Origin of the sequence: Dermacoccus sp. Ellin185 (genome assembly GCF_000152185.1) — a bacterium.
In the GTDB taxonomy this organism is placed as follows: domain Bacteria; phylum Actinomycetota; class Actinomycetes; order Actinomycetales; family Dermatophilaceae; genus Dermacoccus; species Dermacoccus nishinomiyaensis.
The window spans coordinates 122,051-145,584 of record NZ_AEIQ01000085.1; the positions used below are offsets into that span (position 1 = coordinate 122,051).

General features: G+C 69.1%; 19 protein-coding genes and 3 tRNA genes. 16 read left to right on the plus strand and 6 right to left on the minus strand.

Features of this window, described 5'->3' with window-relative positions:
- Window positions 1–90: 90 nt before the first annotated feature.
- Window positions 91–1,497 carry a tyrosine-type recombinase/integrase gene (locus HMPREF0321_RS14935; RefSeq protein ID WP_006945912.1) on the plus strand — a complete coding sequence of 469 codons (1,407 nt, stop codon included), beginning with the start codon at window positions 91–93 and terminating at the stop codon, window positions 1,495–1,497.
- A gap of 73 nt (window positions 1,498–1,570) precedes the next feature.
- On the plus strand, window positions 1,571–2,014 hold the full coding sequence (locus HMPREF0321_RS09195) for a hypothetical protein (protein ID WP_006946038.1): 444 nt from the start codon (window positions 1,571–1,573) through the stop codon (window positions 2,012–2,014).
- 347 nt (window positions 2,015–2,361) lie between these two features.
- Here the strand turns inward: HMPREF0321_RS09195 and HMPREF0321_RS09205 are convergent.
- Window positions 2,362–2,437, minus strand: a tRNA-Lys gene (locus HMPREF0321_RS09205).
- Window positions 2,438–2,611: 174 nt separating this feature from the next.
- Here HMPREF0321_RS09205 and HMPREF0321_RS14940 point away from each other — a divergent pair.
- From HMPREF0321_RS14940 to ettA, 11 genes are all read left to right on the plus strand, one after another.
- The gene (locus HMPREF0321_RS14940; protein WP_083803251.1) at window positions 2,612–4,204 is read left to right on the plus strand and encodes a YihY/virulence factor BrkB family protein; all 1,593 of its coding nucleotides are present in this window, start codon (window positions 2,612–2,614) and stop codon (window positions 4,202–4,204) included.
- 99 nt (window positions 4,205–4,303) lie between these two features.
- The gene (gene orn / locus HMPREF0321_RS09215) at window positions 4,304–4,933 is read left to right on the plus strand and encodes an oligoribonuclease (RefSeq protein WP_006945921.1); all 630 of its coding nucleotides are present in this window, start codon (window positions 4,304–4,306) and stop codon (window positions 4,931–4,933) included.
- A gap of 88 nt (window positions 4,934–5,021) precedes the next feature.
- Window positions 5,022–5,097, plus strand: a tRNA-His gene (locus HMPREF0321_RS09220).
- Window positions 5,098–5,156: 59 nt separating this feature from the next.
- A tRNA-Arg gene (locus tag HMPREF0321_RS09225) sits at window positions 5,157–5,230 on the plus strand.
- Between the two features lie 276 nt (window positions 5,231–5,506).
- Window positions 5,507–6,376, plus strand: coding sequence for an iron uptake transporter permease EfeU (gene efeU / locus HMPREF0321_RS09230; RefSeq protein ID WP_006946001.1), 870 nt, complete (start codon window positions 5,507–5,509; stop codon window positions 6,374–6,376).
- Window positions 6,373–7,551, plus strand: a complete 1,179-nt coding sequence (gene efeO / locus HMPREF0321_RS09235; protein ID WP_050786542.1) for an iron uptake system protein EfeO — start codon at window positions 6,373–6,375, stop codon at window positions 7,549–7,551. The genes efeU and efeO overlap by 4 nt, the downstream gene beginning before the upstream one ends.
- A gap of 109 nt (window positions 7,552–7,660) precedes the next feature.
- A complete protein-coding gene (efeB, locus tag HMPREF0321_RS09240) occupies window positions 7,661–8,932 on the plus strand; it encodes an iron uptake transporter deferrochelatase/peroxidase subunit (RefSeq protein ID WP_050786543.1) in 1,272 nt (423 codons plus the stop codon).
- A 188-nt stretch (window positions 8,933–9,120) separates the two neighbouring features.
- Window positions 9,121–10,836 carry a dynamin family protein gene (locus HMPREF0321_RS09245; protein ID WP_006945985.1) on the plus strand — a complete coding sequence of 572 codons (1,716 nt, stop codon included), beginning with the start codon at window positions 9,121–9,123 and terminating at the stop codon, window positions 10,834–10,836.
- Entirely contained in the window at window positions 10,833–12,506 is a 1,674-nt protein-coding gene (locus HMPREF0321_RS09250) for a GTPase family protein (RefSeq protein WP_006945916.1), read from the plus strand. Before HMPREF0321_RS09245 ends, HMPREF0321_RS09250 begins: the two co-directional genes overlap by 4 nt.
- A gap of 306 nt (window positions 12,507–12,812) precedes the next feature.
- Window positions 12,813–13,319, plus strand: a complete 507-nt coding sequence (locus HMPREF0321_RS09255) for a single-stranded DNA-binding protein (RefSeq protein ID WP_006945968.1) — start codon at window positions 12,813–12,815, stop codon at window positions 13,317–13,319.
- Window positions 13,320–13,434: 115 nt separating this feature from the next.
- Entirely contained in the window at window positions 13,435–15,117 is a 1,683-nt protein-coding gene (gene ettA, locus HMPREF0321_RS09260; RefSeq protein ID WP_006945958.1) for an energy-dependent translational throttle protein EttA, read from the plus strand.
- A 525-nt stretch (window positions 15,118–15,642) separates the two neighbouring features.
- Here the strand turns inward: ettA and HMPREF0321_RS09265 are convergent.
- Window positions 15,643–16,239 (minus strand): GNAT family N-acetyltransferase, encoded by a 597-nt coding sequence (locus tag HMPREF0321_RS09265; RefSeq protein ID WP_006945991.1) that lies wholly within the window; start codon window positions 16,237–16,239, stop codon window positions 15,643–15,645.
- A gap of 122 nt (window positions 16,240–16,361) precedes the next feature.
- Window positions 16,362–17,333 (minus strand): acyl-CoA thioesterase II, encoded by a 972-nt coding sequence (locus tag HMPREF0321_RS09270; protein ID WP_006945875.1) that lies wholly within the window; start codon window positions 17,331–17,333, stop codon window positions 16,362–16,364.
- A gap of 102 nt (window positions 17,334–17,435) precedes the next feature.
- Here HMPREF0321_RS09270 and HMPREF0321_RS09275 point away from each other — a divergent pair, with 102 nt between their 5' ends.
- From HMPREF0321_RS09275 to HMPREF0321_RS09285, 3 genes are all read left to right on the plus strand, one after another.
- Window positions 17,436–17,915 (plus strand): thioesterase family protein, encoded by a 480-nt coding sequence (locus HMPREF0321_RS09275; protein WP_006945998.1) that lies wholly within the window; start codon window positions 17,436–17,438, stop codon window positions 17,913–17,915.
- The gene (locus HMPREF0321_RS09280; protein ID WP_006945867.1) at window positions 17,912–18,625 is read left to right on the plus strand and encodes a hypothetical protein; all 714 of its coding nucleotides are present in this window, start codon (window positions 17,912–17,914) and stop codon (window positions 18,623–18,625) included. The genes HMPREF0321_RS09275 and HMPREF0321_RS09280 overlap by 4 nt, the downstream gene beginning before the upstream one ends.
- A 273-nt stretch (window positions 18,626–18,898) precedes the next feature.
- Window positions 18,899–19,930, plus strand: a complete 1,032-nt coding sequence (locus tag HMPREF0321_RS09285; protein WP_040014806.1) for a Gfo/Idh/MocA family protein — start codon at window positions 18,899–18,901, stop codon at window positions 19,928–19,930.
- 158 nt (window positions 19,931–20,088) lie between these two features.
- Here HMPREF0321_RS09285 and HMPREF0321_RS09290 read toward each other — a convergent pair whose 3' ends face one another.
- From HMPREF0321_RS09290 to HMPREF0321_RS09300, 3 genes are all read right to left on the minus strand, one after another.
- Window positions 20,089–21,825, minus strand: coding sequence for a glycoside hydrolase family 13 protein (locus HMPREF0321_RS09290; RefSeq protein ID WP_006945965.1), 1,737 nt, complete (start codon window positions 21,823–21,825; stop codon window positions 20,089–20,091).
- Window positions 21,826–21,941: 116 nt separating this feature from the next.
- Entirely contained in the window at window positions 21,942–22,346 is a 405-nt protein-coding gene (locus HMPREF0321_RS09295; protein WP_006945874.1) for a globin, read from the minus strand.
- A 73-nt stretch (window positions 22,347–22,419) separates the two neighbouring features.
- Window positions 22,420–23,505, minus strand: coding sequence for a mechanosensitive ion channel family protein (locus HMPREF0321_RS09300; RefSeq protein ID WP_240742502.1), 1,086 nt, complete (start codon window positions 23,503–23,505; stop codon window positions 22,420–22,422).
- Between the last annotated feature and the right edge of the window lie 29 nt (window positions 23,506–23,534).

Here is a 23,534-nt window from a genome sequence, read left to right on the forward strand (position 1 = left end):
CCCGCCAGCCAGGTCGGGCCCTGGGCTCACCAGTACGTCGACTCCCTCTCCGACATCACCGGCGAAACCCGAGCCGAGTACCACCGCGTCGTGACCACCAACATCGACACCTTCTTCGCCGGCACGCCCCTCGACCTTGTCGACGAGGACGCCGTGCGCCGCTGGGTGCGCTGGATGCACGACGAGCACGGCTACCTGTCAAAGACCATCCGCAACCGCCACTCCGTGCTCTCCGCCGCATTCAAGGCCGCCGTGCGCGCCGGCAAGATGAACCGCAACCCCGCCGAGGGAGCCCGCATCCCGCGCACCCTCGACGCGCTCGAGCACATCTACCCCACCCGCTGGGAGTTCGAACGCCTCCTCAAGTGCGTCGACCCCGACTACCGCACCTTCGTCAACGCCCTCGCCGCCACCGGCATGCGCTTCGGAGAGCTCACAGCCCTCCAGGTCAAGCACATCGACTTCGAGACCTTCAGCATCCACGTCCGCCAAGCCTGGAAAGCCGGTTCGAAGGCCGTCCTCGGACCGCCCAAGACGCCCAAGTCGCGGCGCACCCTCGGCGCCCCGCAGGACCTGTTCCGCCTCCTACGCGTCGAGTCCTTCGCCAGGACACGCGACGAGTTCGTCTTCACGAACAAGGCCGCGAACCCATCAAGCGCCCCACCTTCTACCGCAACACCTGGGAACCGGCCCGCTTACGCTTCGCCGGCGACCGCACCGACCGCGTCGTCAACCCCACCACCGGGTGCTCGCAGATGGTCATCGTCGAGAAGGGCGCCGGCAAGCGTCCGCGCGCTCCGACGTCGACGCGCTCGCGTCCGCGATGGCCGCGAACCTGCCGCCGATTGGTGGGCACATCAGCGCGTTCAGCGATCCGCGAGCCCATATCATCGCCTCATGAAGAGAACCCTCCCCCTCGTTGTCGTGCCGCTGCTCGCTCTTGGTGCGTGCGGAGGCTCGTCGTCCTCCACGGTCACGAAGACCGTCACGACTAGCGTTTCTGCGTCACCGTCACCTGCGATGGAAGGCGACGAGTCCACGACCTCGGAAGCCGCGTCATCGGCCGCTACAGACGACGGGGCGTCCGGGTCTGAAGGCGAGGCTGGGGCACCGCTGGCGTTCGGTGACACGTTCACCTCTCCCACGGGGCGCAAGATCACCCTCTCTGCCCTGCAGCCGTATACTCCCAGCGACACGGCGGCACTCGATGAAGAAGCGCCGAAGGGGTCGGTGTATCGGAAGTTCAAGATCACGCTGGACAATTCGTCCAAGGAGACGTTTGACGCGAGCGAGATCTCCCTGTCCACGACGTCGGGGGAACGCTCCGTGTCGACGATCGTGGATGGCGACGTGGGCAGCAGTCCGTACGTCAAGGTCCTGCCCGGGAGGAAGCTTTCGTGGACCGTCGCGTACGCCGTGACACCCGGTGACAAGCTGACGGTCGAGGTGTCAACGATGAGTGGCACCGTCGCCACGTGGGACGGAACGGTCAAGTAGGTCGGCCCCAGCAAGCTTTGACGCCCCCGGTCTCCGAAGGAGCCCGGGGGCGTTTTCGTCATGCGACGCCGAGGTGCTGGCGTGGGACGTCCTCGACAAGGGTTCCCTCGGCCGGGTGCGGGTGCCTGAGGCGGCAGCGTACGACGTCCGAGGTAACCCAGCAGGAGTCGGCGAGCTCGTCGACGTCGCGCGTCCACTTGAGCCCGTCGAGCAGAAGGTCGACGGGTATGAGCGTGCGACCAACACCGTGCCCGAGGGCATGGTCGTCGTCGACGAGGTCACCCACGCCCAGCTCGTCGTTGACGCCCGCGCCGGCCGCGAGGCGCGTGAGCACCAGCTCGCCGCCGAGCGTAAGGCCGCCGTGCGCGCCGCCGTCACCGACGGCTGCATCCCGCCGGCACGCGCCGAGCACTGGGATCAGATGCTCGCCGCCGACCCCGGCTCGCTCGAGGTGCTCAACAGCCTCAAGCCCAGCATCGCGGTCAACACCGCGGAGACCGCCCGGGGCGCCCCGTGAAAGGGTTGGGGCGACCAGTGAACGCTGCCAACGCAGGGAGGCAACCATGCACGGTGAGAACGACAAGAACGCCACGTCCGCGAACGAGGAGAACACGACGCGAGACGAGCAGAGCGACGCCGAGAAGGAGATGGGGGGTGCCGGCCCACGAGCTGAACTCGCAGGCGGACGTCATCTCCACCGACGACGCCGACTGAGCGTTCCCGTCGCCGATGATCGTCGAACCGACCTGGCGCGACGTCGTGACGCGGTCAAGGCGCACGACGAAGGGCCGGTGCACACGTGTTCACCGGCCCTTCGACACCGCGGCGACGACGTATAGCGACGTTCTGCTGCAACGGCTTTTCTGGTGCGCCAACAGGGACTCGAACCCCGAACCCGCTGATTAAGAGTCAGCTGCTCTGCCAATTGAGCTATTGGCGCAACGAGAAAAAACTATAGACGACAGCGGCACTTCGGGCCAACTTCGAGCCGCGCCTCGCGTGCGGCGCAACACGATACGCCTCCGACGCGCCCAGCGGGGGATGGGACGCGGCGCGATCGGGGCGATAGATTCGAGACAGAACAGTTCTGACCACAACACACCGGAGACGACTCATGACGAGCCTTCCTGAAGCCGGAGTGGAGCGCCCGTACGGCGATCCGCCGAAGCTCGACGCCAAACCCGACTACAAGGTCGCGTTCAAGCGCGCTGCGGCCAAGTTCTCGCAGGACCAGTGCACCGACTTGGCAGCGTCGCTCACCTACTACTCGGTGCAGGCGATGTTCCCCGCCATCATTGCGGCGGTCTCGACGATCGGGCTGTTCGGCAACGGGCAGAAGACGACGGACAGCGTCATCGAAGCCATCGCGGAGATCGTCGGCAAGAACAAGGACGACATCCCCGAGGGGTTCACGACCTTCATCAACAACTTGCAGGGCGGCGGCGCCGGCCTCGCCTTCATCCTCGGCATCCTGGTGTCGCTGTGGTCGGCGTCGGGCTACGTCAACGCCTTCTCACGCATGAGCAACCGTATCTACGACGTTGCCGAGGGCCGCCCCGTCTTCAAGCTGCGGCTGTGGCTCTACTTCGTCACGATCGTGGCGTTCGTCCTCGCGATCCTCGCCGCGTTCTCGCTCGTCGTCTCGGGTGGCATCGCGGAGCAGATCTTCGACTCCGTCGGTCTCGGCACGCAGGCTGCGACGGTGTGGGACTGGGCGAAGGTGCCGTTCGTCGTCGTCGTCGTCATCTTCATCATCTCGCTGCTGTTCTGGGGTACGCCGAACGTGAAGCGTCCCTTCAAGCAGGCGATGTTCAACCCGGGCGCCGTCCTCGCGTTCGTGATCTGGGCGATCGGGACGATCGCCTTCGCCTGGTACGTGTCCAACATGGGCAACTACGGCAAGACGTACGGCCCGATGGCGACGCCGATCATCCTGCTGCTGTGGCTGTGGATCACGAACCTCGCCATGCTCTTCGGTGCGGAGTTCGACTCCGAGACGTTGCGCACGCGCCAGTTGAAGACCGGCTACCCGGCCGAAGAGCTCATCCTCCTGCCCGTGCGTGACGAGAAGGGCATCGACAAGAAGGCAGAGAAGTACGACGCGCTCGTCGAGCAGGCCCACGCCCTGCGCCTGTCGTCCGGCGTGCCGGACGAGGCCGTCCGCACGATGCTGCCCGAGGCTCCCAAGGAGCGTTCCGACGAGCGCACGATGGCCGCTCAGGCCGGCTCGAGCGAGAAGCGTCCGACGCGTCCGCAGTCGAAGACGCAGGAAGCGGCTCCGGCGCTCGCCGCGGCCACGAAGGACGAGGCCCCCGACCTCGCGGACGGCTCCGGCGCCTCACGCGCGGACGGCGTGACGCGTCGTCGCGCCACGGACGACGCCGCGGAGCGCGAGGCGGCGGAGATCGCCGAGGCGCGCGAGGTGCGTCGCCGTCGTGCGCTCGCCGAGAGCCGCCACAAGCGTGAGGAGCGGGAGCGTCGTGACGCGCAGCGTCACAAGGTCGAGGCCGAGCAGAAGAAGGCGGAGGCCGAGCGCGCGAAGGAGCGCAAGAAGGCCGAGGCCGAGCGTCCGCTCGAGGAGAAGTGGGCCGAGGTCGAGAATGCCCGCAACCGCTACGAGCACCCGAACACGCGCGAGTACCGCGCCGTGACGGCGGAGCGCGAGGAGCGCCGTCGCCGTTGGTTCTCGAACACCACGGGGAACTGAGCACCTGTTCAGCGCGATTCGCCGCCATGACGTTGCCGCCCCACCCCGCCGAGCGCGGGGTGGGGCGGCATCGTCATGGTGGGCGCGAGGCTCGCTAGGATGTTCGCCGTGACTGACAACGACCGCGCCCACACCGACCGCATCGTCTGGATCGACTGCGAGATGACGGGCCTCGACCTGGAGAACGACGCCCTCATCGAGGTAGCCGCGCTCGTCACCGACTTCGAGCTGAACCAGCTGGGTGACGGCGTCGACGTCGTCATCAAGCCCGAGCCGGCAGCCCTCGAGCAGATGGGTGACTTCGTGCGCGACATGCACACCAAGTCCGGGCTGCTCGCCGAGCTCGACGAAGGGGTCAGCATGGAGGAAGCGCAGGCGCTCGTGCTCGAGTACGTCATGCGGCATGCGCCCGAGGCCGGGAAGGCGCCGCTCGGTGGCAACACGGTCTCGACCGACCGCGGCTTCCTCGAGCGCGACATGCCGCAGCTCGCGGGGCACCTGCACTACCGCACGATCGACGTGTCGTCGATCAAGGAACTTTCGCGGCGTTGGTACCCCCGCGCCTACTTCAACGCGCCCGCCAAGCACGGCGGCCACCGCGCCCTCGCCGACATCCGCGAGTCGATCGCGGAGCTGCGTTACTACCGCGAGGCCGTCTTCGTGCCCGCTCCCGGCCCGACGTCGAACGAGGCGCAGGTCATCGCCAAGCGCTACGAGGTTGGCCCCTGATGCCGGACGCGGCCCTGATTGGGCGCGGCGGCCCTGTTTCGGGTATATTCGTCCGCGCTGCCTGACACGGTGACGTGGATGGCGCATGGTGGGTATAGCTCAGCAGGTAGAGCACCTGGTTGTGGTCCAGGATGTCGCGGGTTCAAGTCCCGTTACTCACCCCAAGCAAGTGGCCCCCAGAGCGATCTGGGGGTTTTCTTGTTTACCCGCTCTCGGCGGGTGAGTCCCTGTAGCTCAGCTGGATAGAGCAAGAGCCTTCTAATCTCTAGGTCGCGAGTTCGAATCTCGCCGGGGGCACCGAAGCGGCTCGACCGCGGCGTGCGTTGCGCTGCTGTGCTCAGGTGACGCTGCATCGCCGCGCGCGGATGCCAGGCCCATGACTCGCTCATGACGCCCCTGCTCCGCGCGCTGAGCCGCCCGCCTCCGCCACATCGGGGTCGTGGGCCCCGCATCACCTCCTCGCGACGCGAATCACGTCACATCACCATGCCCTCATACCACCCCAATGCACTCTCAGGCTCCTCCATGCTTTAGGTTTGCCTTACCTAAACGTTTGGCTGTGAGGAGTGCGTGGTGTTCGGCAACTATCTGGTCGGGCTTCGAGAGGGGCTGGAGGCGTCGCTCGTCGTCGTCATCCTCGTGGCCTACCTGGTGAAGTCGGGTCGGCGCCACCTGCTCGGGCGCATCTGGCTCGGCGTCGCCGCCGCCATCGCGATCTCCCTCGCCTTCGGCGCCGCCCTCACGTACGGCCCCCGCGGCCTGACGTTCGAGGCCCAGGAGGCGATCGGTGGCACGCTGTCCATCGTCGCCGTCGGCTTCGTCACCTGGATGATCTTCTGGATGGCACGCTCCGCCCGCAGCCTGTCGGGCGATCTGAAGAGCCACGTCGACCGCGCCGCGGACGCCTCGCGCGCCTCCCTCGTCGTCGTGGCGATGCTCGCCGTCGGCCGTGAGGGCCTCGAGACCGCCCTGTTCCTGTGGGCAGCCACGCAGGCTGCGAGCTCGGGGGAGGGCTCGTCGAGCGCGCCGCTCATCGGCGCCGGGCTCGGCCTGTTGACGGCCGTCGTCATCGCCTGCCTCCTCTACCGCGGTGCGCTGTCGCTCAACCTGTCGAAGTTCTTCACCTGGACCGGCGGCTTCCTCATCTTCGTCGCGGCCGGCGTCCTCGCGTACGGCGTGCACGACCTGCAGGAGAGCGGTGTGCTGCCGGGCCTCAACTCCCTCGCGTTCGACGTCAGCGAACAGATCCCGCCGTCGTCGTGGATCGGCACGCTGCTCAAGGGCACGTTCAACTTCTCACCGGCGACGACGTGGTTCGAGCTCGCCGTCTGGGTTGCCTACATCGCGATCGTCCTGCCGATGTTCATCGTGCGCGTGCGCGCACCCCACCCCCCGAAGGCCTTGGGCTCCGCCGTGGCCACGAAGCAGAAGGCAACAGCATGATTCTCCCCACCCGCACCGCACGGGCATTCGTGTTCACCAGCATCGCCGGCTTGGCGCTCACCGGGTGCACGAGCAACTCGAAGGATTCCAAGGACGACGGCAAGCTGACGGTCTCCTCCACGTCGAGCGAGTGCAAGGTCTCGGCCTCGGAGGCGCCCTCGGGCACCCTGTCGTTCAGCGTCAAGAACGACGGCGACAAGGTCACCGAGTTCTACCTGCTCGGTTCGGACCGCCTCCGCATCGTCGGCGAGGTCGAGAACATCGCACCGGGCCTGACGCGTGAACTCGTCGTCAAGGCCGCGCCGGGCACGTACTACACGGCCTGCAAGCCGGGCATGGTCGGCAAGGGCATCCAGTCGAAGTTCACCGTCACCGACTCGGGCGCCGACCTGACACCGACGGGGGCCGACAAGGCGCTCGTCGACGAGGCCGACAAGCAGTACCAGGCCTACGTCAAGGATCAGGCGACGCAGCTGAGCGCGCAGACGACGACGTTCGTCAACCTCTACAAGAGCGGCAAGGACGCCGAGGCGCGCGCCCTGTACGCGAAGGCGCGCCTGCACTGGGAGCGCGTCGAGCCCGTCGCCGAGTCGTTCGGTGACCTCGACCCCAAGATGGACCTGCGCGAGGCCGACCTCGAGAAGGGCCAGGAGTGGACCGGCTGGCACCGGATCGAGAAGGATCTGTGGCCGCCGAAGTCGGGCTACACCGCGATGAGCAAGACCGAGCGCAACAAGATCGCCGACCAGCTCCTCAGCGATACCAAGACGTTCGAGACGCGCACCAAGACGACGACGTTCACCGCCGACAAGATCGCCAACGGCGCGAAGTCCCTCATGGACGAGGTCGCCACGGGCAAGGTCACCGGCGAGGAGGAGATCTGGTCGCACACCGACCTCTACGACTTCCAGGGAAACGTCGACGGCGCACGCATCGCGTGGGAGAACCTGCGTCCGCTGCTCAAGAAGAAGGACGCGAAGCTCGACACGTCGATCGCGACGAAGTTCGCGGCGCTGCAGAAGCTGCTCGACAAGCACCGCGTCTCCGGTTCCGGGGACGACGCCGTCTTCAAGAGCTACGACAAGCTGTCGAAGGCCGAGGTCAAGGAACTCTCCGACGCGGTCAACGCGCTCAGCGAACCGCTGTCGAAGCTGACGGCGACCGTCACGTCCTGACACCGGCGTCGAGGCGCCCTACCCTGGGTAGGGCGCTTCGACGGTGGTTGTCACGACGATCGCAGCGACCGGATCCGCGTCAGGGCGGATCGACACGACGTGCAGAAGGATGGGTGAAGTGACGCAGCTGTCGCGCCGCGGGATGTTCGGTGTCGCAGGAGGCGGCGCAGCCGCAGGGCTGGCCGGATTCGCCGGGGGGTGGGGTGCCTCTCAGGCTTCCGCGAACCCGGCTCCCGACGCCTCGGCGCGCACCTACCCGTTCTTCGGCGCCCACCAGAGCGGCATCGTCACCCCGGCACAGGACCGGCTCTACTTCGCCGCGTTCGACGTCACCGCGAGCACCCGAGACGACCTCGAGACGCTCCTACGCGCCTGGAGTTCCGCCGCCGAACGCATGATGCGCGGGCTGCCGGCGTCGGACGAGGTGACGTCCTACGACGCCCCCCCGGCCGACACGGGTGAGGCCGACGGGCTCGGCGCGGCCGGCCTGACGATCACGTTCGGCTTCGGCCCCACCTTGTTCCGCACGAGCGACGGCAAGGATCGTTTCGGCCTGGCGAAGAAGCAGCCGAAGGAACTGCGCGAGCTGCCGCACTTCCCGGCCGACAAGCTCGACCCGCATCGAAGCGGCGGTGACCTCTGCGTCCAGGCCTGCGCCGACGACCCGCAGATCGCCGTCCACGCCATCCGCAACCTCACCCGCATCGCCTTCGGCCTCGCCGCGCTGCGCTGGGCGCAGCTCGGCTTCGGGCGCACCAGCTCGACGTCGACGGCGCAGGCGACGCCGCGCAACCTGTTCGGGTTCAAGGACGGCACGGCCAACATCAAGGCCGAGTCGCAGGACGTCGTCGACGAGCACGTGTGGGTCTCGAAGGGCGACGATGCCGCAGCCGACTGGATGGCCGGCGGCTCGTATCTCGTGGCGCGCCGCATCACGATGCACCTCGAGACGTGGGATCGCACGAGCCTGCGCGAGCAAGAGACCCTCATCGGCCGCGACCGCGCCGAAGGAGCGCCGCTGTCGGGCGGCAAGGAGTTCGACGAACCACGCTTCGACGTCACCGGCCGCGAGAACAAGCCCCTCATCGCCAAGAACTCACACGTCTTCCTCGCCCACCCGAAGAACAACAAGGGCGTCCAGATGCTGCGGCGCGGCTACAACTTCACCGACGGCAACGACGCGCTCGGTCGCCTCGACGCGGGTCTGTTCTTCCTCGCGTACGTGCGCCGCCCGTCGACGCAGTACATCCCGATGCAGATGCGCATGTCCCGCGAGGATGCCCTCATGGAATACCTGCAGCACACCGGATCCGGGCTGTTCGCCATTCCGCCGGGCGCGCGCGACGGTTCCTACGTCGGGCAGACGCTGCTCGAGGGCTGACGGCGCGGCGACGCTCGAAGCGCTACGACGCTCAAAGGCGACGACGCTCGGAGGTGTAGGAGCGCGCGGGATGGCGACGTGGTCGGCAGGGCATCAGGCGTCGATGCCACAGCGCCGTCATGGCATCCGGGAACGGTCGATGCGCCGAGCGAGTTGAGCCGCACGCGCGCAACAGCAAGACTGACAGGGTGAACGAACCCTTCAACGCCGCCCGGCTGCACGCAGCAGTCGGTGAGCTGCGCGCCGCCGTCGCGGCCAACGTCCTCCCGTTCGAGACGGCTGACGCGGCGGTCGCTCGGCGCTCGCAGCACGAGCTCGTCGCGCAACTCGACGACTACGTCATGCCCCGCCTCGAATCGCTCGACGCGCCGCTGCTCGCCGTCATCGGTGGATCGACGGGTGCGGGCAAGTCGACGCTCGTCAACTCGATCGTGCGCGAGCAGGTGACGCGCTCGGGTGTCCTGCGCCCGACGACGCGCGCGTCGGTTCTCATCCACCACCCGAGCGACACGCACTGGTTCATCGACGAGCGGGTGCTGCCCGGCCTGTCACGCCTGACCGGCAGTGCGACGCAGGGTGACGACCCGTCGTCGCTGCGGCTCGTCGCGTCGGCGTCCGTGCCGCGCGGACTGGCGCTGCTCGACGCTCCCGACATCGACTCCGTCGTCTCCGCGAACCGCGACCTGGCCCGACAGCTGCTGTCGGCCGCCGACCTGTGGCTGTTCGTCACGACCGCGGTGCGCTACGCCGACGCGGTGCCGTGGGAGATGCTCGAGCAGGCCACGGAGCGCGGGACGTCCGTCGCCGTCGTCCTCGACCGGGTGCCGCGCGAGGCGATCGACGAGGTGCAGGCCGACCTCGCGCGCATGCTCGCCGCGCAGGGGCTGGGCCGTGCGCCGGTGTTCGCGGTCGCCGAATCGCCGCTCGACGACTTCGGCATGCTGCCGCAGGCCGAAGTCGCGCGCATCACCGAGTGGCTCAACTCGCTCGCGAGTGACGCGATGTCGCGGCAGGCCGTCATCCGCCGCACCCTCGACGGCGCCCTCGACTCGCTGGCGCCGCGCGCACGGGCGAGCGTCGCGGCGGCGCGGGCCCAGGAGGACGCCCACGCCCGGCTGAGTGACGTGGCCCACGAGGCCTATCGCGAGCACCTGCAGGAGGTGGCCGAAGGTCTTGAGGACGGCACGCTGCTGCGCGGCGAGGTGCTCGCGCGGTGGCAGGAGTTCGTCGGCACGGGTGAGCTGTTCAAGCAGTTCGAGGCCGGCGTCAGCCGCCTGCGCGACCGCGTCTCCGCTCTGTTCACCGCGCGGACGGAGAAGGCCGCACCCGCGAGGGATCTGGGGGAGGCGCTGCAGTCCGGGGTGGCGCAGCTGGTCACCTCACACGCTGAATCGGCAGCTCTCGACGCCGGCCGCGGTTGGCGCCTCGACGACGCGGGCAAACCGCTCGTGGCGCGTCACCCCGAGCTGACCTCAGCCAGTCCGCAGGTGGCCGACCACATCGAGCGGCTCGTGCGCGACTGGCAGGGCGACGTGCTCGAGCTCGTCCGCTCCGAAGCCGGTGAGAAGCGCTCGACGGCGCGTTTTCTCGCGTTCGGCGTCAACGGCATCGCCGTGCTGCTCATGATCGTGACGTTCGCCTCGACCGGCGGCCTGACGGGCGCTGAGGTCGGCATCTCCGCCGGCTCGTCCGTGCTCGCGCAGCGCCTGCTCGAGGCGATCTTCGGCGACCAGGCCGTCCGCTCGCTCGCCAAGGCGGCCCGCGGTCTGCTCATCGAGCGCGTCGAGGCGCTCTTCGCCGCCGAGGAACGTCGCTACCACGCTGCGCTCGGTGAGGTGGCTTTGCCGAAGCAGGCGGCGGCTCGCATCGAGACGGCGCTCACCCACGTCGAGGAGGCGCGATGAGCTGGAAGCCGTTCGGACGCGAGCGGCGCGAACGCGCCGAGGTCGTCGCCCCCATCACGCGCGAGGAGGTCGACGGCCGCGCCGCTGCGCTGCAACGCGCGCTGACGCTCGGTGGGCCCGCCTTGCCCGCGGACGATGTCGCCGTCGCCCGCAAGCTGCTGGCGCGTGTCGCCGAGCGCTCACGGATCGGCGGTGACCACACCGTCGTCGCGCTCGCCGGGGCGACCGGCTCCGGCAAGTCGAGCCTGTTCAACGCGCTCGTCGGTGAGCCCGTCTCGCGGGTGGGCGCGCGCCGCCCGACGACGTCACGGGCCGCCGCGGCGGTCTGGGGTAAGAGCGTTCCGAGCGAGTTGCTCGACTGGCTCGACGTGCCTTCACGCCATCAGGTGCAGGCCGCGATGCCACGTCATGCCGAGCTCGACGGCCTCGTCCTGCTCGACCTTCCCGACTTCGACTCCCGTGTGCGTGAGCACCGTGCGGAGGCCGATCGCGTGCTCGAGCTGTGCGATCTGTTCGTGTGGGTCACCGACCCGCAGAAGTACGCCGACGCGGTGCTTCACGAGCAGTACGTCCGCCAGCTCGCGGTCGCGAAGGCGACGTCGATCGTCGTGCTCAACCAGGCCGATCGGTTGACGCCGGAGGGGGCCGACAGCTGCCTCGCCGACCTGAGTCGCCTCCTCGTCGAGGACGGGCTGACGGACGCGCTCGTGCTGCCCACCTCGACGGTCGTCGACGGCGGTGTGACGACCCTCGTGGACGCTCTCGCGGACGTCGTGCAGGCCAAGAATGCCGCCGATCGGCGCCTCGCGGGCGATCTGCGGCATCAGGCCCAGCGGCTCAGCTCGCACGTCGGAGCGGTGCGCGAGCATCGCACGAGTGGGACGAACGCCGAGCTCGTCTCCGCCCTCGCGCAGTCGGCCGGTGTGGGGGTGGTGCTCGACGCCGTCGAGCGCGACTACCGCACAGAGGCGGCACGGCGCACCGGATGGCCGTTCACGCGATGGTCGCAGAAGCTCAAGGCGCGGCCGCTCGCGCGGCTCGGGCTCGACAAGCAGGTGTCCGACGGCATGAGCCGCGGTGATCGGCGCGTCGTGCTCGGCAAGTCGTCGCTGCCTCCCGCGACGCCGGCCGCGCGCGCTGCGGTCGACCTCGCGACGAGGCGTCTCGGGGAGAAGGCTGCGGACGGCCTGCCTGACCCCTGGGCAGACGAGGTGCGCAGCGCCGCGACGGGGCGTGACGGCGCCATGGCCGACGCGCTCGACCAGGCCGTGCTGCGCACGCCGTTGCGCGGACGCTTCCCGGGTTGGTGGGCCGCGGCGTCGGCGCTGCAGTGGGCCTTCGCCGGTGTCGCGCTGGCCGGGGCCGCGTGGTTGATCGTGCTCGCGCTGCTCGGCACGATGCAGATCCACGTGGGCGTCCCGACGATGGCGGGTGATTGGCTGCCCATCCCGCTCGTCATGCTCGCCGGCGGGTTGCTCGCGGGGTTGTTGCTCACGGTCCTCACGCGGACCCTCGCTCGGACGGGAGCCCGACGCGCACGTCAGGATGCGCAGGAGCGCCTCGACGAGGCCATCGCGCAGGTGGCGTCGGAGCGCATCATCGCGCCCGTCGAGGCGGTCGTGAGGCGCCACGACGACACGGCACGGGCGCTCGCGGAGGCGTCTGCCTGAGCCGCGGGCGATGGTTGCGGTGCTGGTGGGTGGGGGCTCTGCGGACGGTACGGCCGTGGGTCAGGCGCGGGGGTGACGTGGTTCGGCTCCGGGCTGGGGATGGTGACGCTGCGTCGCGGCCGTCCCCAGGCGAGCCGTGCCAGCTGTGAATCTGCCCTCCCAGGCAGCGCACGGGAGGGCCTATCCACAGCATCGGTGACGGTGGGACGCGCGGGGCGGACGAACCTGCCTAGCGTCGGGATCACGACCGGCCGAGGTGGCCGGCGCGATGCCTGACGCGGCCGCGGCCGCAGTGGAGGAACCACCATGAACGAGGTAGCGATCGACATCAGCGGCACCGTCGTCACCGACCCGGTGCTGCGCCAGACGAAGACAGGGGATGCGTTCCTCACGTTCCGGATGGCGGTCAACGAACGCCGCTGGAACGCGCAGGAGAACACGTGGAGCGACGGTGCGTCGCAGTTCTTCAGCGTGACGGCGTTCCGCACGCTCGCGGGCAACGCTTATCACTCGCTCGCGAAGGGTCAGCACGTCATGGTCTCGGGTCGGCTGCGGCTCAGTCAGTACGTCGCGCAGGACGGCTCGCAGCGCATGAGCGTGCAGATCGACGCGCACGACATCGGCGCCTCCCACAAGTTCGGGCAGACGTCGTTCACGAAGTGCTCCGACCCCGTCATCCCGAGCTCCGACCGCCTCGCCGACGACATCGTCACGGAGGTGACGCGCACGGTGGAGAACGAGCAGTTCGGCCGCAGCGAACCCGCGTCCGACGAGGAAGCCACCGAGGGGCGCCGCGCGCTCGTCGACGCCTGAGACGGCGAGGCCGGCCGGGCGGTGAGCACGTCACCGCCCGGCCGGGCGGACGTCGGGCCCCGCACGCGCCGCGGAAAGTCGCGTCGAACGGCTTGCAACCGATAGCCTCGGGCGCATGGCTGAGTTCATCTACACCATGACCAAGGCGCGCAAGGCCGTTGGCGACAAGGTGATCCTCGACGACGTGTCGATGTCGTTCTACCCCGGCGCCAAGATCGGCGTCGTCGGCCCCAACGGCGCCGGCAAGTCCACCATCCTCAAGATCATGGCGGGGCTCGACCAGCCCAGCAACGGCGAGGCACGCCTGTCCCCGGGCTACAGCGTCGGCATCCTGCTGCAGGAGCCACCGCTCAACGAGGAGAAGGACGTGCGCGGCAACGTCGAGGAAGGCCTCGGCCAGATCAAGGTCGACCTCGACCGGTTCAACGAGATCTCCGCCGAGATGGGCGAACCCGACGCCGACTTCGACGCCCTCATGGAGGAGATGGGCAAGCTCCAGGAGAAGATCGACGCGGCCGATGCGTGGGACATCGACTCCCAGCTCGAGCAGGCCATGGACGCCCTGCGCTGCCCGCCCGGTGACGCCGATGTCTCCGTCCTCTCCGGTGGTGAGAAGCGCCGCGTCGCGTTGTGCAAGCTGCTGCTGCAGAAGCCCGACCTGCTCCTGCTCGACGAGCCCACCAACCACCTCGACGCCGAATCCGTCCTCTGGCTCGAACAGCACCTTGCGAGCTACCCGGGCGCCGTCCTCGCCGTCACCCACGACAGGTACTTCCTCGACAACATCGCCGGCTGGATCTGCGAGGTCGACCGCGGTCGTCTCTACCCGTACGAGGGCAACTACTCGACGTACCTCGAGAAGAAGCAGGAGCGCCTCACCGTCCAGGGCAAGAAGGACGCGAAGCTCGCCAAGCGCCTCAAGGAAGAACTCGAGTGGGTCCGCTCCAACGCGAAGGCCCGCCAGACGAAGTCGAAGGCACGCCTCGCGCGCTACGAGGAGATGGCCGCCGAAGCCGAGCGCACCCGCAAGCTCGACTTCGAGGAGATCCAGATCCCGCCGGGCCCGCGCCTCGGCGCGCAGGTCATCGAGGTCAACGACCTGAAGAAGGGCTTCGGCGACCGCGTCCTCATCGACGGGCTGTCGTTCACGCTGCCGCGCAACGGCATCGTCGGCGTCATCGGCCCCAACGGCGTCGGCAAGACGACCCTGTTCAAGACGATCGTCGGCTTCGAAGAGCCAGACGCCGGCACCGTGAAGATCGGTGAGACGGTCAACATCAGCTACGTCGACCAGAACCGCGCCGGCATCGACCCCGAATCAACTCTGTTCGAGGTCGTCTCCGAAGGAAACGACCACATCCAGGTCGGCCAGGTCGAGATCCCCGCACGCGCCTACGTCTCGCAGTTCGGGTTCAAGGGCCCCGACCAGCAGAAGAAGGCCGGCGTCCTGTCCGGTGGTGAACGCAACCGCCTCAACCTCGCCCTCACCCTCAAGCAGGGCGGCAACCTGCTGCTGCTCGACGAACCGACCAACGACCTCGACGTCGAAACCCTCGGATCCCTCGAGAACGCGCTGCTCAGCTTCCCCGGCTGCGCCGTCGTCATCAGCCACGACCGCTGGTTCCTCGACCGCGTCGCGACGCACATCCTCGCCTACGAAGGCACCGACGAGAACCCCGCCGCGTGGTACTGGTTCGAAGGAAACTTCGACGCCTACGAGAAGAACAAGATCGAACGCCTCGGCGCCGAAGCAGCACGCCCCCACCGCGTCACACACCGCCGGCTCACCCGCGACTGAGGATCAAGCGCGCGAAGGTAGGACCGCAGCGAAGCGAGGATCCTGCCGCAGCAAGCGCTGACGAAGTCGCGGAAAGGACACGCGACTGAGGATCAAGCGCGCCAAGGTAGGACCGCAGCGAAGCGAGGATCCTGCCGCAGCAAGCGCTGACGAAGTCGCGGTAAGGACACGCGACTGATACTCCCTCGACCCGTCTTCCGGGCGGCGCGGATCCTGAGCTCGCGGGCTCGCCCAGGATCGCCGCGCCACCTCGGTGCGACAGGCCTCCGGGCTGGATGACAGCAACGCCTCTCACTCACACCTCGCACGCTCGGTGTTCGTGAGGGGCGTTGCTGTCATCCAGAGTCCATGGTGCGCCGGGTCACTGTCCGCTGTCCCTGCGTCGTGAGGTGGGGGACGGATTGGGCTCGGGGAAGGGCTGCGTCATGACGCGTGCTCGTGGTGCCGCCGCGCCGTCAGAGCCGGCCGGCATCGCCGGCGCAGTCGGTGCTGCGGTCTGGGGGTCCGGACCGTCGGGCTGACGGGTCAGCGCCGTTTCGCGAGGCGCGCCTCGAGAGAAGCCTTCGAGGCCGGCCACTCGTGCGCAAGGATCGAATAGACAACCTTGTCGCCCAATGCGCCGTTGCCCTCGCGACGATCGGCGCGCAACACGCCGTCACGCCTGGCACCGAGACGCTCGATCGCGGCCTGTGACTGCTGGTTCATCCAGCTCGTCTCGTACCGCACACACTCGACCCCGACCGTCTCGAAGGCGTACGTCATGAGCAACAACTTGCTCTCCGCGTTCGTGCCCGTGCCGTGCGTCGACGCGCGATTCCACGTGTAGCCGATCGACACGCGCGGCACCGCGTCGACGATGTCGTAGAACGTCGTGCACCCCAACACCTGCTCGTCCGCCAGCCGCACCGCGACGAACGGCACCATGAACCCCGACTCGCGCCATGCGAGGCGCTGCTCGATCATCGCGCGAACACCGTCAGCGCGCGGAACGCTCGTGTACCAGCGCGTCCACATCTCGCCGTCGTTGACGGCGTCCACGAGGCCGTCATGATGCTCGAGCGTCAAGGGCTCCAACCGCACCAAGGACCCGGTCAGCGTGATGTCAGCGTCGAAATCAGTCATGCCCCTCAACGTAGCGCCCATGCGTCGCAGCCCGACGGATGTGACCAAGAATCGCGGATGGGCACGAACATCGCAGATGGGGACGGGAATCGCAGTCGTGCAGGGGATGGCGGTACGCGAGGTCAGGGGCGGGGGGCGTCCTTGAGGCGCATCATGCCCTCCTGCGCGACGGTGGCGACGAGGGTGCCGTCCTCGGTGAACATGCGCCCCACGCCGAGGCCGCGCCCACCCGACGTCGAGGGTGATTCCTGCGCGAACAGGATCCACTGCGTCAGATCCACGGGTCGGTGGAACCACATCGCGTGATCGAGGCTCGCAGCGCGGTAGCCGGGTGACGACCAGGCGATGCCGTTGGCGCGCATCGCCGCCTCGAGCATCGAGTAGTCGGAGGCGTACGCGAGGATCGCAGCGCTGAGCAGCGGGTCGTTCGGCACCTCACGCAGTGTGCGCATCCACAGGTTCTGGAACGGCTGACGTTCGTCCGCCGGCGCGAGATAGAGCCCGCCCTCGACGTGTCGAACGTCGACAGCGCGTCCGCGCGCCCAGTGCTGCGCCATCGGGTGATCGATGTCGCCGACGATGTCCGCGGTCGTGGGCAGCGACTCGGGGGCCGGCACGTCCGGCATCGTCACCTGGTGGTCGATGCCGCCGGCGTCCTCCTGGAAGCTCATGATGACGCTGAGGATCGGCGCGCCGTTCTGGATCGCGTGCACGCGCCGCGCGGAGAACGACCCACCGTCACGTAGTCGCTCGACGGCGAAACGCACCGGCTGCGCAGCGTCCCCCGGGCGCAGGAAGTACCCGTGCAGGGAGTGGATGTGGCGCGGCGCCCCGGGCTTGATCTCACCGACGGTGCGGCCGGCCGCGACGATGCACTGCGCGAGAACCTGCCCGCCGAAGATGCGCCCGTGCGGCTGCGGCTGCGATTCGCCGACGAACAGGTCCGCGGCGCTCTGACCGAGGTCGACGCGGCGCTCACCGTCCTCGTCGAAGGACGCGGAGATCGTTGCACTGCCCACCGGGCGGACGTCGAGGATGTTCAGCAGGTCGCCGACCGGGTCGTCGGACGGTTCGATCGAAACGAGGGAAGTCACGAGGCGAGGCTACCCATGAACGGCGCCTCCCGCGCGCAACCGCGTGACATGACACCGCCGTCGGTTGGTGATCGGGCCTGGGCGCGGGGGATAATGACCGCCATGACCTACGCGCCCGACTATGCCTCCGTCGTGCCCGTTCCGCTGCGGTGGTCGGACATGGACGCCTACGGCCACGTCAACAACGTCCAGTTCCTGCGTCTGCTCGAGGACGCCCGCATCCTCGCGTTCGCGCAGTGGTTCGGTCGTGAGCGTTCCGTCGTCGGCGAGGGCATCATCGTCGCGCGTCACGAGATCGAGTACCGGGCGCCGTTGCTGTTCCGCATCGAGCCGATCGAGGTCGCCATGTGGATCACGCACCTCGGCGGCGCGGCGTACGACGTCGGGTACGAGGTGCGCGACGGGGGGCACGGTTCGACGACGTACGCGCTCGCGGAGACGACGCTCGTCGGTTACGACTTCCAGACCGAGCAGCCGCGCCGGCTCGAGGAGCACGACAAGACGCAGCTGCGACGCTTCGTCGGCCCGCCCGTGCCGTTCCGCCACCGCGCTGCCGAGAAGCGCCGCGAGGCCTCGGCGTGAGCGACGGGTTGGAGCTCGCCGACGCCCAGGTCGCCGCAGACCTGACGACGTACGTCGCCCGCGCGCGCACGCTCGACGCCGACGGCGCGATCCGCCTCCAGGCGAGTGGATCGACGCTCGCCGCGTGGGTCGGCGTGCGCAAGGGCCGCGGACTCATGGGGGAGGGCACCGTCATCGGCTTGCGGGTGCTGCCGCTCGCGCGCGCCGTCGACGAGCAGGTCGATGTCGTCGTCCCATTGGCGGCGGTCGCCGATCGTCTGGCTCGCCGCGGTTCCCCGCAAGGTGCGGTACCGAACACCGCGCCCGGTGCAAGCCCCCAGGTCGTCGACGAATCCGATGGCGCCTTCACGCTCGAGATCCCGCCGATGACGGTGCGCACGTCCTGGGCCGCTGTCACGCCCCCGCGCAGCGGATGGTCGCCGCTGGCGCGCCTGCCCGTCGACGGTCTCGTGCACGTCGCGCGCGTCGGCATCGAGGAGGTCGCCACCGGAACTCCCGAGGGCGCCGGTGCCGCAGCCGTCGAACAGCTCCGTGAACGCGTCTGGAACCGCCCGATCGAGGGTGATCTCGGCGGCGCCGACGGGCTGCCCACCGGGGCCGCGCTCGGGCTGTACGCGCTCGGATTCGCCGTCGGTGACGTCGCGACGGTGTATGGCACGGCCCGCTGGCATCGCGTCTCGACAGACGTCGGGCACGTTCTCGTGCGCTGACGGTTCGGGGTGCGCGGCGTCGTTGACGCGGGTTTGCGCACCTGAAGGGTGGGCCGCGCGGGCGAGGGATGTCGCTCGTCGCTCGGACCGCGAGCGTGCCGATCGGCTGGGGTGCGCGACGTTGCTGACGCGGGGTGCGCACCTGGCGGCGCGCGTTCGGGTGCGATGCGTCACCGTCGAAATCCTCCGCACCTGAGCGGTCGGGCATCCGGCGCCGTGCACGCGAGCCCGCCGAGCCGAACGAAGGGTGCCCGCGCGGTTATCGTCGTGACCATGACGCACCGTTCACTACCGCAGCCACGCACCCTCGACCCCATGGACGCACCGAGCCTGCGCTGGGGCATCATCGCGCCCGGCGGCATCGCCCGCACGTTCGCGCAAGCGCTCACGGCGCGGACGTCGCAACGCATCGTAGCCGTCGGTTCTCGAAATGTTCAGCGGGCGCAAGAGTTCGTCGACAAATTCGCCTCCGGAGCAACGGCCTACGGATCCTACGGCGAACTCGTTGCTGACGACGACGTCGACGTCGTGTACGTCGCCTCGCCACACAGCGCGCACCGCGACCACGCACTGCTCGCCATCGAGGCGGGCAAGCACGTCCTCGTCGAGAAGGCATTCACGCGCAACGCCGCCGAGGCTCGGGAGGTGCTCGAGGCGGCGGAGCGCGCCGGCGTGTTCGTCATGGAAGCCATGTGGTCGCGCTTCCTGCCGCACTACGACGTGATCCGTCAGGCCATCGACGCCGGCCTCATCGGTGACGTGCGCTGGATCGCCGCTGACCACGGTCAGGCGCTCTACCCGGAGGGGCCCCGGCGCCTGTCCGATCCCGCCCTCGCCGGCGGTGCGCTCCTCGACCTCGGTATCTACCCGCTCAGCTTCGCGGCGATGCTCATACCGCAGGTCGACGACGTCGTCGCCACCGGCATCCTCACGCCGCAGGGCGTCGACGAATGCGAGACGATCACCCTGCGCGGCGGTGGTTCCATCGCCGGTCTCGGCACGACGATGGCGACGCAGACGCCCAACACCGCCGTCGTCGCCGGCACCGAAGGGCGCCTCGAACTCGACGGGTGGTTCTATTTCCCGACGCAGGTGCGTCTCGTCAGCAACGACGGCGAGGTGCTCGACACCTTCGACGGTGCCGACGACCTGCACGCGCTGCACTTCGAGGCCGTCGAGGTGGCCCGCCGCATCAGCGACGGCCGCCGCGAGTCGCCCCTCATGCCACACGCCGAGACGTTGCGCGTCATGGGTCTCATGGACGAGATCCGCCGTCAGCTCGGGGTGGTCTACCCGGGGGAGTGACCGTGCGCCAAGCACGCGTCACGCCAGGACGCACCCACGACAGCTCCGGCTACCGTCGACGCACGATGGCGGGTAACTCACAGGTAGGCGCCTCGTGACGCGCCTACGCGTGAGTTACCCGTCATCATCGCGTCACGCTGCGACCGGGTGGGCCTCGATCAGGCTCGCGTGAACCAGACCGTCACGTCGCGTTCGACGGTGAGGCTGTCGGCGTCACCGCTGCTCAGGACGACGAACGCGTCGTCGGGCAGGGCGACCGGCTCACCGAAGTTCGTGACGACCCACAGGTCCTCGTGGCCGTCACGGCTGTTGACGAACGCCACGACGTCGTCGCCGGCGCCCTCGACCCACGTGAGCGAGCCGGAGCCCAGTTCGCGGGCGTGACGCTCGCGCAGCATGCGGCGGTAGAACTCGAGCGTCGAACCGGCCACGCCGTCCTGCTGGTCGACGGCGAGGTCACCGTAGACCTCGGGCTGCGGCAGCCACGTCGCCTCCGACGGGCCGAACCCGAACGACGGCGCGTCCTTGACCCACGGCATCGGCACGCGGCAGCCGTCACGGCCGGCCTCGGTGTGCTCGGAGCGCTCCCACGTCGGGTCCTGACGCGCCTCGTCGGGCATCGTCGTGTGGTCGGGCAGGCCGAGTTCCTCACCCTGGTACAGGTAGGCGCCGCCGGGCAGTGCCAGCTCGAGTGCCGTCGCCGCGAGGGCGCGACGCAGGCCGAGTGCCGCGTCGGGCTGCGGGTCCTCGGCGCGGATGCCGTTGGGGCGCGGCTGCCCGACGGGCAGCGCAAGACGCGTGGCGTGACGTACGACGTCGTGGTTGCTCAGGACCCACGTCGTCGGTGCGCCGACGGAGTCGTTCGAGCGGTACGACGACGTGATGCTCTCGTGCAGGTCGGCGGCACGCCACGGTGTCTCGAGGAAGGCGAAGTTGAACGCCTGGTGGAACTCGTCCGGGCGCACGTAGCGGGCGAGGCGCTCGGGCGGGCTGACCCACGCCTCGGCGCACATCGCGCGGTCCGCGGCGGAGTCGTAACCGTCGGCGTCGCGCGGGTTGTAGGAGTCGAGCAACTCACGCCACGCGCGGTAGATCTCGTGCACGCCCTCCTGATCCCACATCGGGCCGCCGTTGTCGTGGCTCGCATCGCCGGTGCCGGCCATCTGCGCGTGCGCCGCGTGATCGGGCAGCCCGTCGGCCTTGATCAGGCTGTGCGCGACGTCGACGCGGAAGCCGTCGACACCGCGGTCGAGCCAGAACGTCAGGATCGAGACGAACTCGTCGCGGACCTCGGGGTTGTTCCAGTTGAAGTCGGGCTGCTTGGGGTCGAACAGGTGCAGGTACCACTGCTCGGGGTTGCCGTCGGCGTCGCTGACGCGCGTCCACGCGTTGCCGCCGAAGATCGCCTGCCAGTCGTTCGGCGGCAGTTCACCGTTCTCGCCCTTGCCGTCGCGGAACAGGTAGCGCTCGCGCTCCGGCGAACCAGGGCCGGCCGCGAGGGCCGCCTTGAACCACTCGTGCTCGTCGGAGGAGTGGTTCGGCACGAGGTCGACGATGACGCGCAGGTCGAGCTCGTGCGCGCGGGCGATCAGCTTGTCGGCGTCGGCGAGGGTGCCGAACAGCGGGTCAATGTCGCGGTAGTCGGCGACGTCGTAGCCCGCGTCGGCCATCGGGGAGGTGTAGAACGGCGAGATCCACAGCGCGTCGACGCCGAGGTCGCGCAGGTAGGGCAGCTTGGCGGTGATGCCGGGCAGGTCGCCGACACCGTCACCGTTCGAATCGGCCCACGAGCGCGGATACACCTGGTAGACGGCGGACGTACGCCACCATTCCTGGCCGCCGTGGCCGACGTGCGTCGCTGAGGTCTGCTTGATCCACGAAGTCTGTTCACTCACCGCCCCAGTTTGCCAACCACGGGCGCTGGGACGAAACCGTCCGCATCACCCGCGGCCGAGAGGGGCTCGACAGGCCCATCGCTGCCCGAGCCGTTCGACTCGGTGACGGCGGCGCGTCAGCGAACCGGGTGCTCCGGCTCCGGCCCGGGGGTGTTGACGAGGCTGTAGGCCGCGCGCACGAGGTAGTCGCGCAGCAGGCGGTCGAGCTCCGGTTCCAGGGCGACGTCGTCGCACGCCGCCATGATGTGCGTCAGCCAGCGGTCGCGCTGCTCGGGGGTGACGGCGAACGGCATGTGTCGCATCCGAAGGCGCGGGTGGCCGCGCTCGGCCGAGTACGTCGTCGGGCCGCCCCAGTACTGTTCGAGGAACATCTCGAAACGGCGCTTCGCGGGCTCGAGATCGGCCTCGGGGTACATCGCTCGCAGCGTCGCGTCCTGCGCCACGCCGTCGTAGAACACCTCGACGAGACGGTGAAACGTGGCGTGGCCGCCCATGCGGTCGTACAGCGTCGGCTCACTCATGCGTCCAGTCTTTCACCCGCGCGCCACGGCCGTCGCGTGGCCGGATGTCCCTTCATCGGTGCCGAGGTCGGCCTCACCTCGGCAGGGCGGTGTTGACGGCGGCGAACGGCTGGGCCGGCGGGCCCTTGACGCCTGCGTCCTCGAGCGCGATGACGCTGCGTCGGCGCAGTTCGCGGCTCACGCCGAAGTTCTCGTTCGGCGCCGTCTTCGCGATGATGCGGAACGTCATCGTGCCGCCCGCCACCGATTCGACACCCGCGACGTTCGGGCGCTCGATCAGCTTCTCGCTCCACTCGGGGTCGGCCTCGAGCGCGTCGACGACGCCCTCGAGCACATGGGTGACGGTGTGGATGTCCGAGTCGTAGGCGACCGGGATGTCGACGAGCGACGTCGACCATCCCTGCGAACGGTTGGCGACGCGCACGATCTCACCGTTTCGGACGTACCAGACGACACCGTTCGCGTCGCGCAGCCGCGTGATGCGCAGCGTCACCTCCTCGACGGTTCCGATCGCCTCGCCGGTGTCGATGACGTCACCGACGCCGTACTGATCCTCGAAGATCATGAAGATGCCCGACAGGTAGTCCTTGACGAGCGACTGCGCGCCGAAGCCGAGCGCGACGCCCGCGACTCCGGCGCTCGCCATGATCGGGCCGAGCTGGATGCCGCACTGCGCGGCGATCGTCAGCGTCGCGACGACGACGACCGCCACCGTCGTGATCGAGCGCAGCAATGACCCCATCGTCGCGGCGCGCTGACGGCGACGCTCGTCGTCGAGACCTGCGGCGGCACGCAACCGGGCGCGGGTCGGAGCGAGCAGGTCGCCCGCGCTGACGGCGGTGCTCCCCGCAGCGCCTTCCGCCTCTCCCGCAGCGTCGCCCGCGCCTTCTGGCGCCTGGGCGGAAGGGGTGGCGGCGCCCGTCTGCTGACCGGCCTCGTCAGTGGCCCCACGTGTCTCGTCCTGCCCAGAACGCGTCGAGCGGGGGCGGGCGATCATCGCCTCGACGGCCCGCGAGATCGCGCGGTGGGCGAGCCAACGCACCGCGACGGCCGCGACGACGATGATGACCACCTGCACCGGAGTGCCACCGACGTGGTGCCACAGATCGCCCATCGTCGACGTGCGCAGTGGGACGAGGCTCAGGGGAATCGATGACATGCCGTCATCCAATCACCCGCGCCCAGCTC

Bases quoted from the DNA above. Each gene is read 5' to 3' on its own strand.
- HMPREF0321_RS14940 (WP_083803251.1), top strand. From the start codon at position 2,612: ATGACGAGCCTTCCTGAAGCCGGAGTGGAGCGCCCGTACGGCGATCCG.
- orn (WP_006945921.1), top strand. From the start codon at position 4,304: ATGTTCGCCGTGACTGACAACGACCGCGCCCACACCGACCGCATCGTC.
- efeO (WP_050786542.1), top strand. From the start codon at position 6,373: ATGATTCTCCCCACCCGCACCGCACGGGCATTCGTGTTCACCAGCATC.
- efeB (WP_050786543.1), top strand. From the start codon at position 7,661: ATGGGTGAAGTGACGCAGCTGTCGCGCCGCGGGATGTTCGGTGTCGCA.
- HMPREF0321_RS09250 (WP_006945916.1), top strand. From the start codon at position 10,833: ATGAGCTGGAAGCCGTTCGGACGCGAGCGGCGCGAACGCGCCGAGGTC.
- HMPREF0321_RS09255 (WP_006945968.1), top strand. From the start codon at position 12,813: ATGAACGAGGTAGCGATCGACATCAGCGGCACCGTCGTCACCGACCCG.
- ettA (WP_006945958.1), top strand. From the start codon at position 13,435: ATGGCTGAGTTCATCTACACCATGACCAAGGCGCGCAAGGCCGTTGGC.
- HMPREF0321_RS09265 (WP_006945991.1), bottom strand. From the start codon at position 16,239: ATGACTGATTTCGACGCTGACATCACGCTGACCGGGTCCTTGGTGCGG.
- HMPREF0321_RS09275 (WP_006945998.1), top strand. From the start codon at position 17,436: ATGACCTACGCGCCCGACTATGCCTCCGTCGTGCCCGTTCCGCTGCGG.
- HMPREF0321_RS09285 (WP_040014806.1), top strand. From the start codon at position 18,899: ATGACGCACCGTTCACTACCGCAGCCACGCACCCTCGACCCCATGGAC.
- HMPREF0321_RS09295 (WP_006945874.1), bottom strand. From the start codon at position 22,346: ATGAGTGAGCCGACGCTGTACGACCGCATGGGCGGCCACGCCACGTTT.
- HMPREF0321_RS09300 (WP_240742502.1), bottom strand. From the start codon at position 23,505: ATGTCATCGATTCCCCTGAGCCTCGTCCCACTGCGCACGTCGACGATG.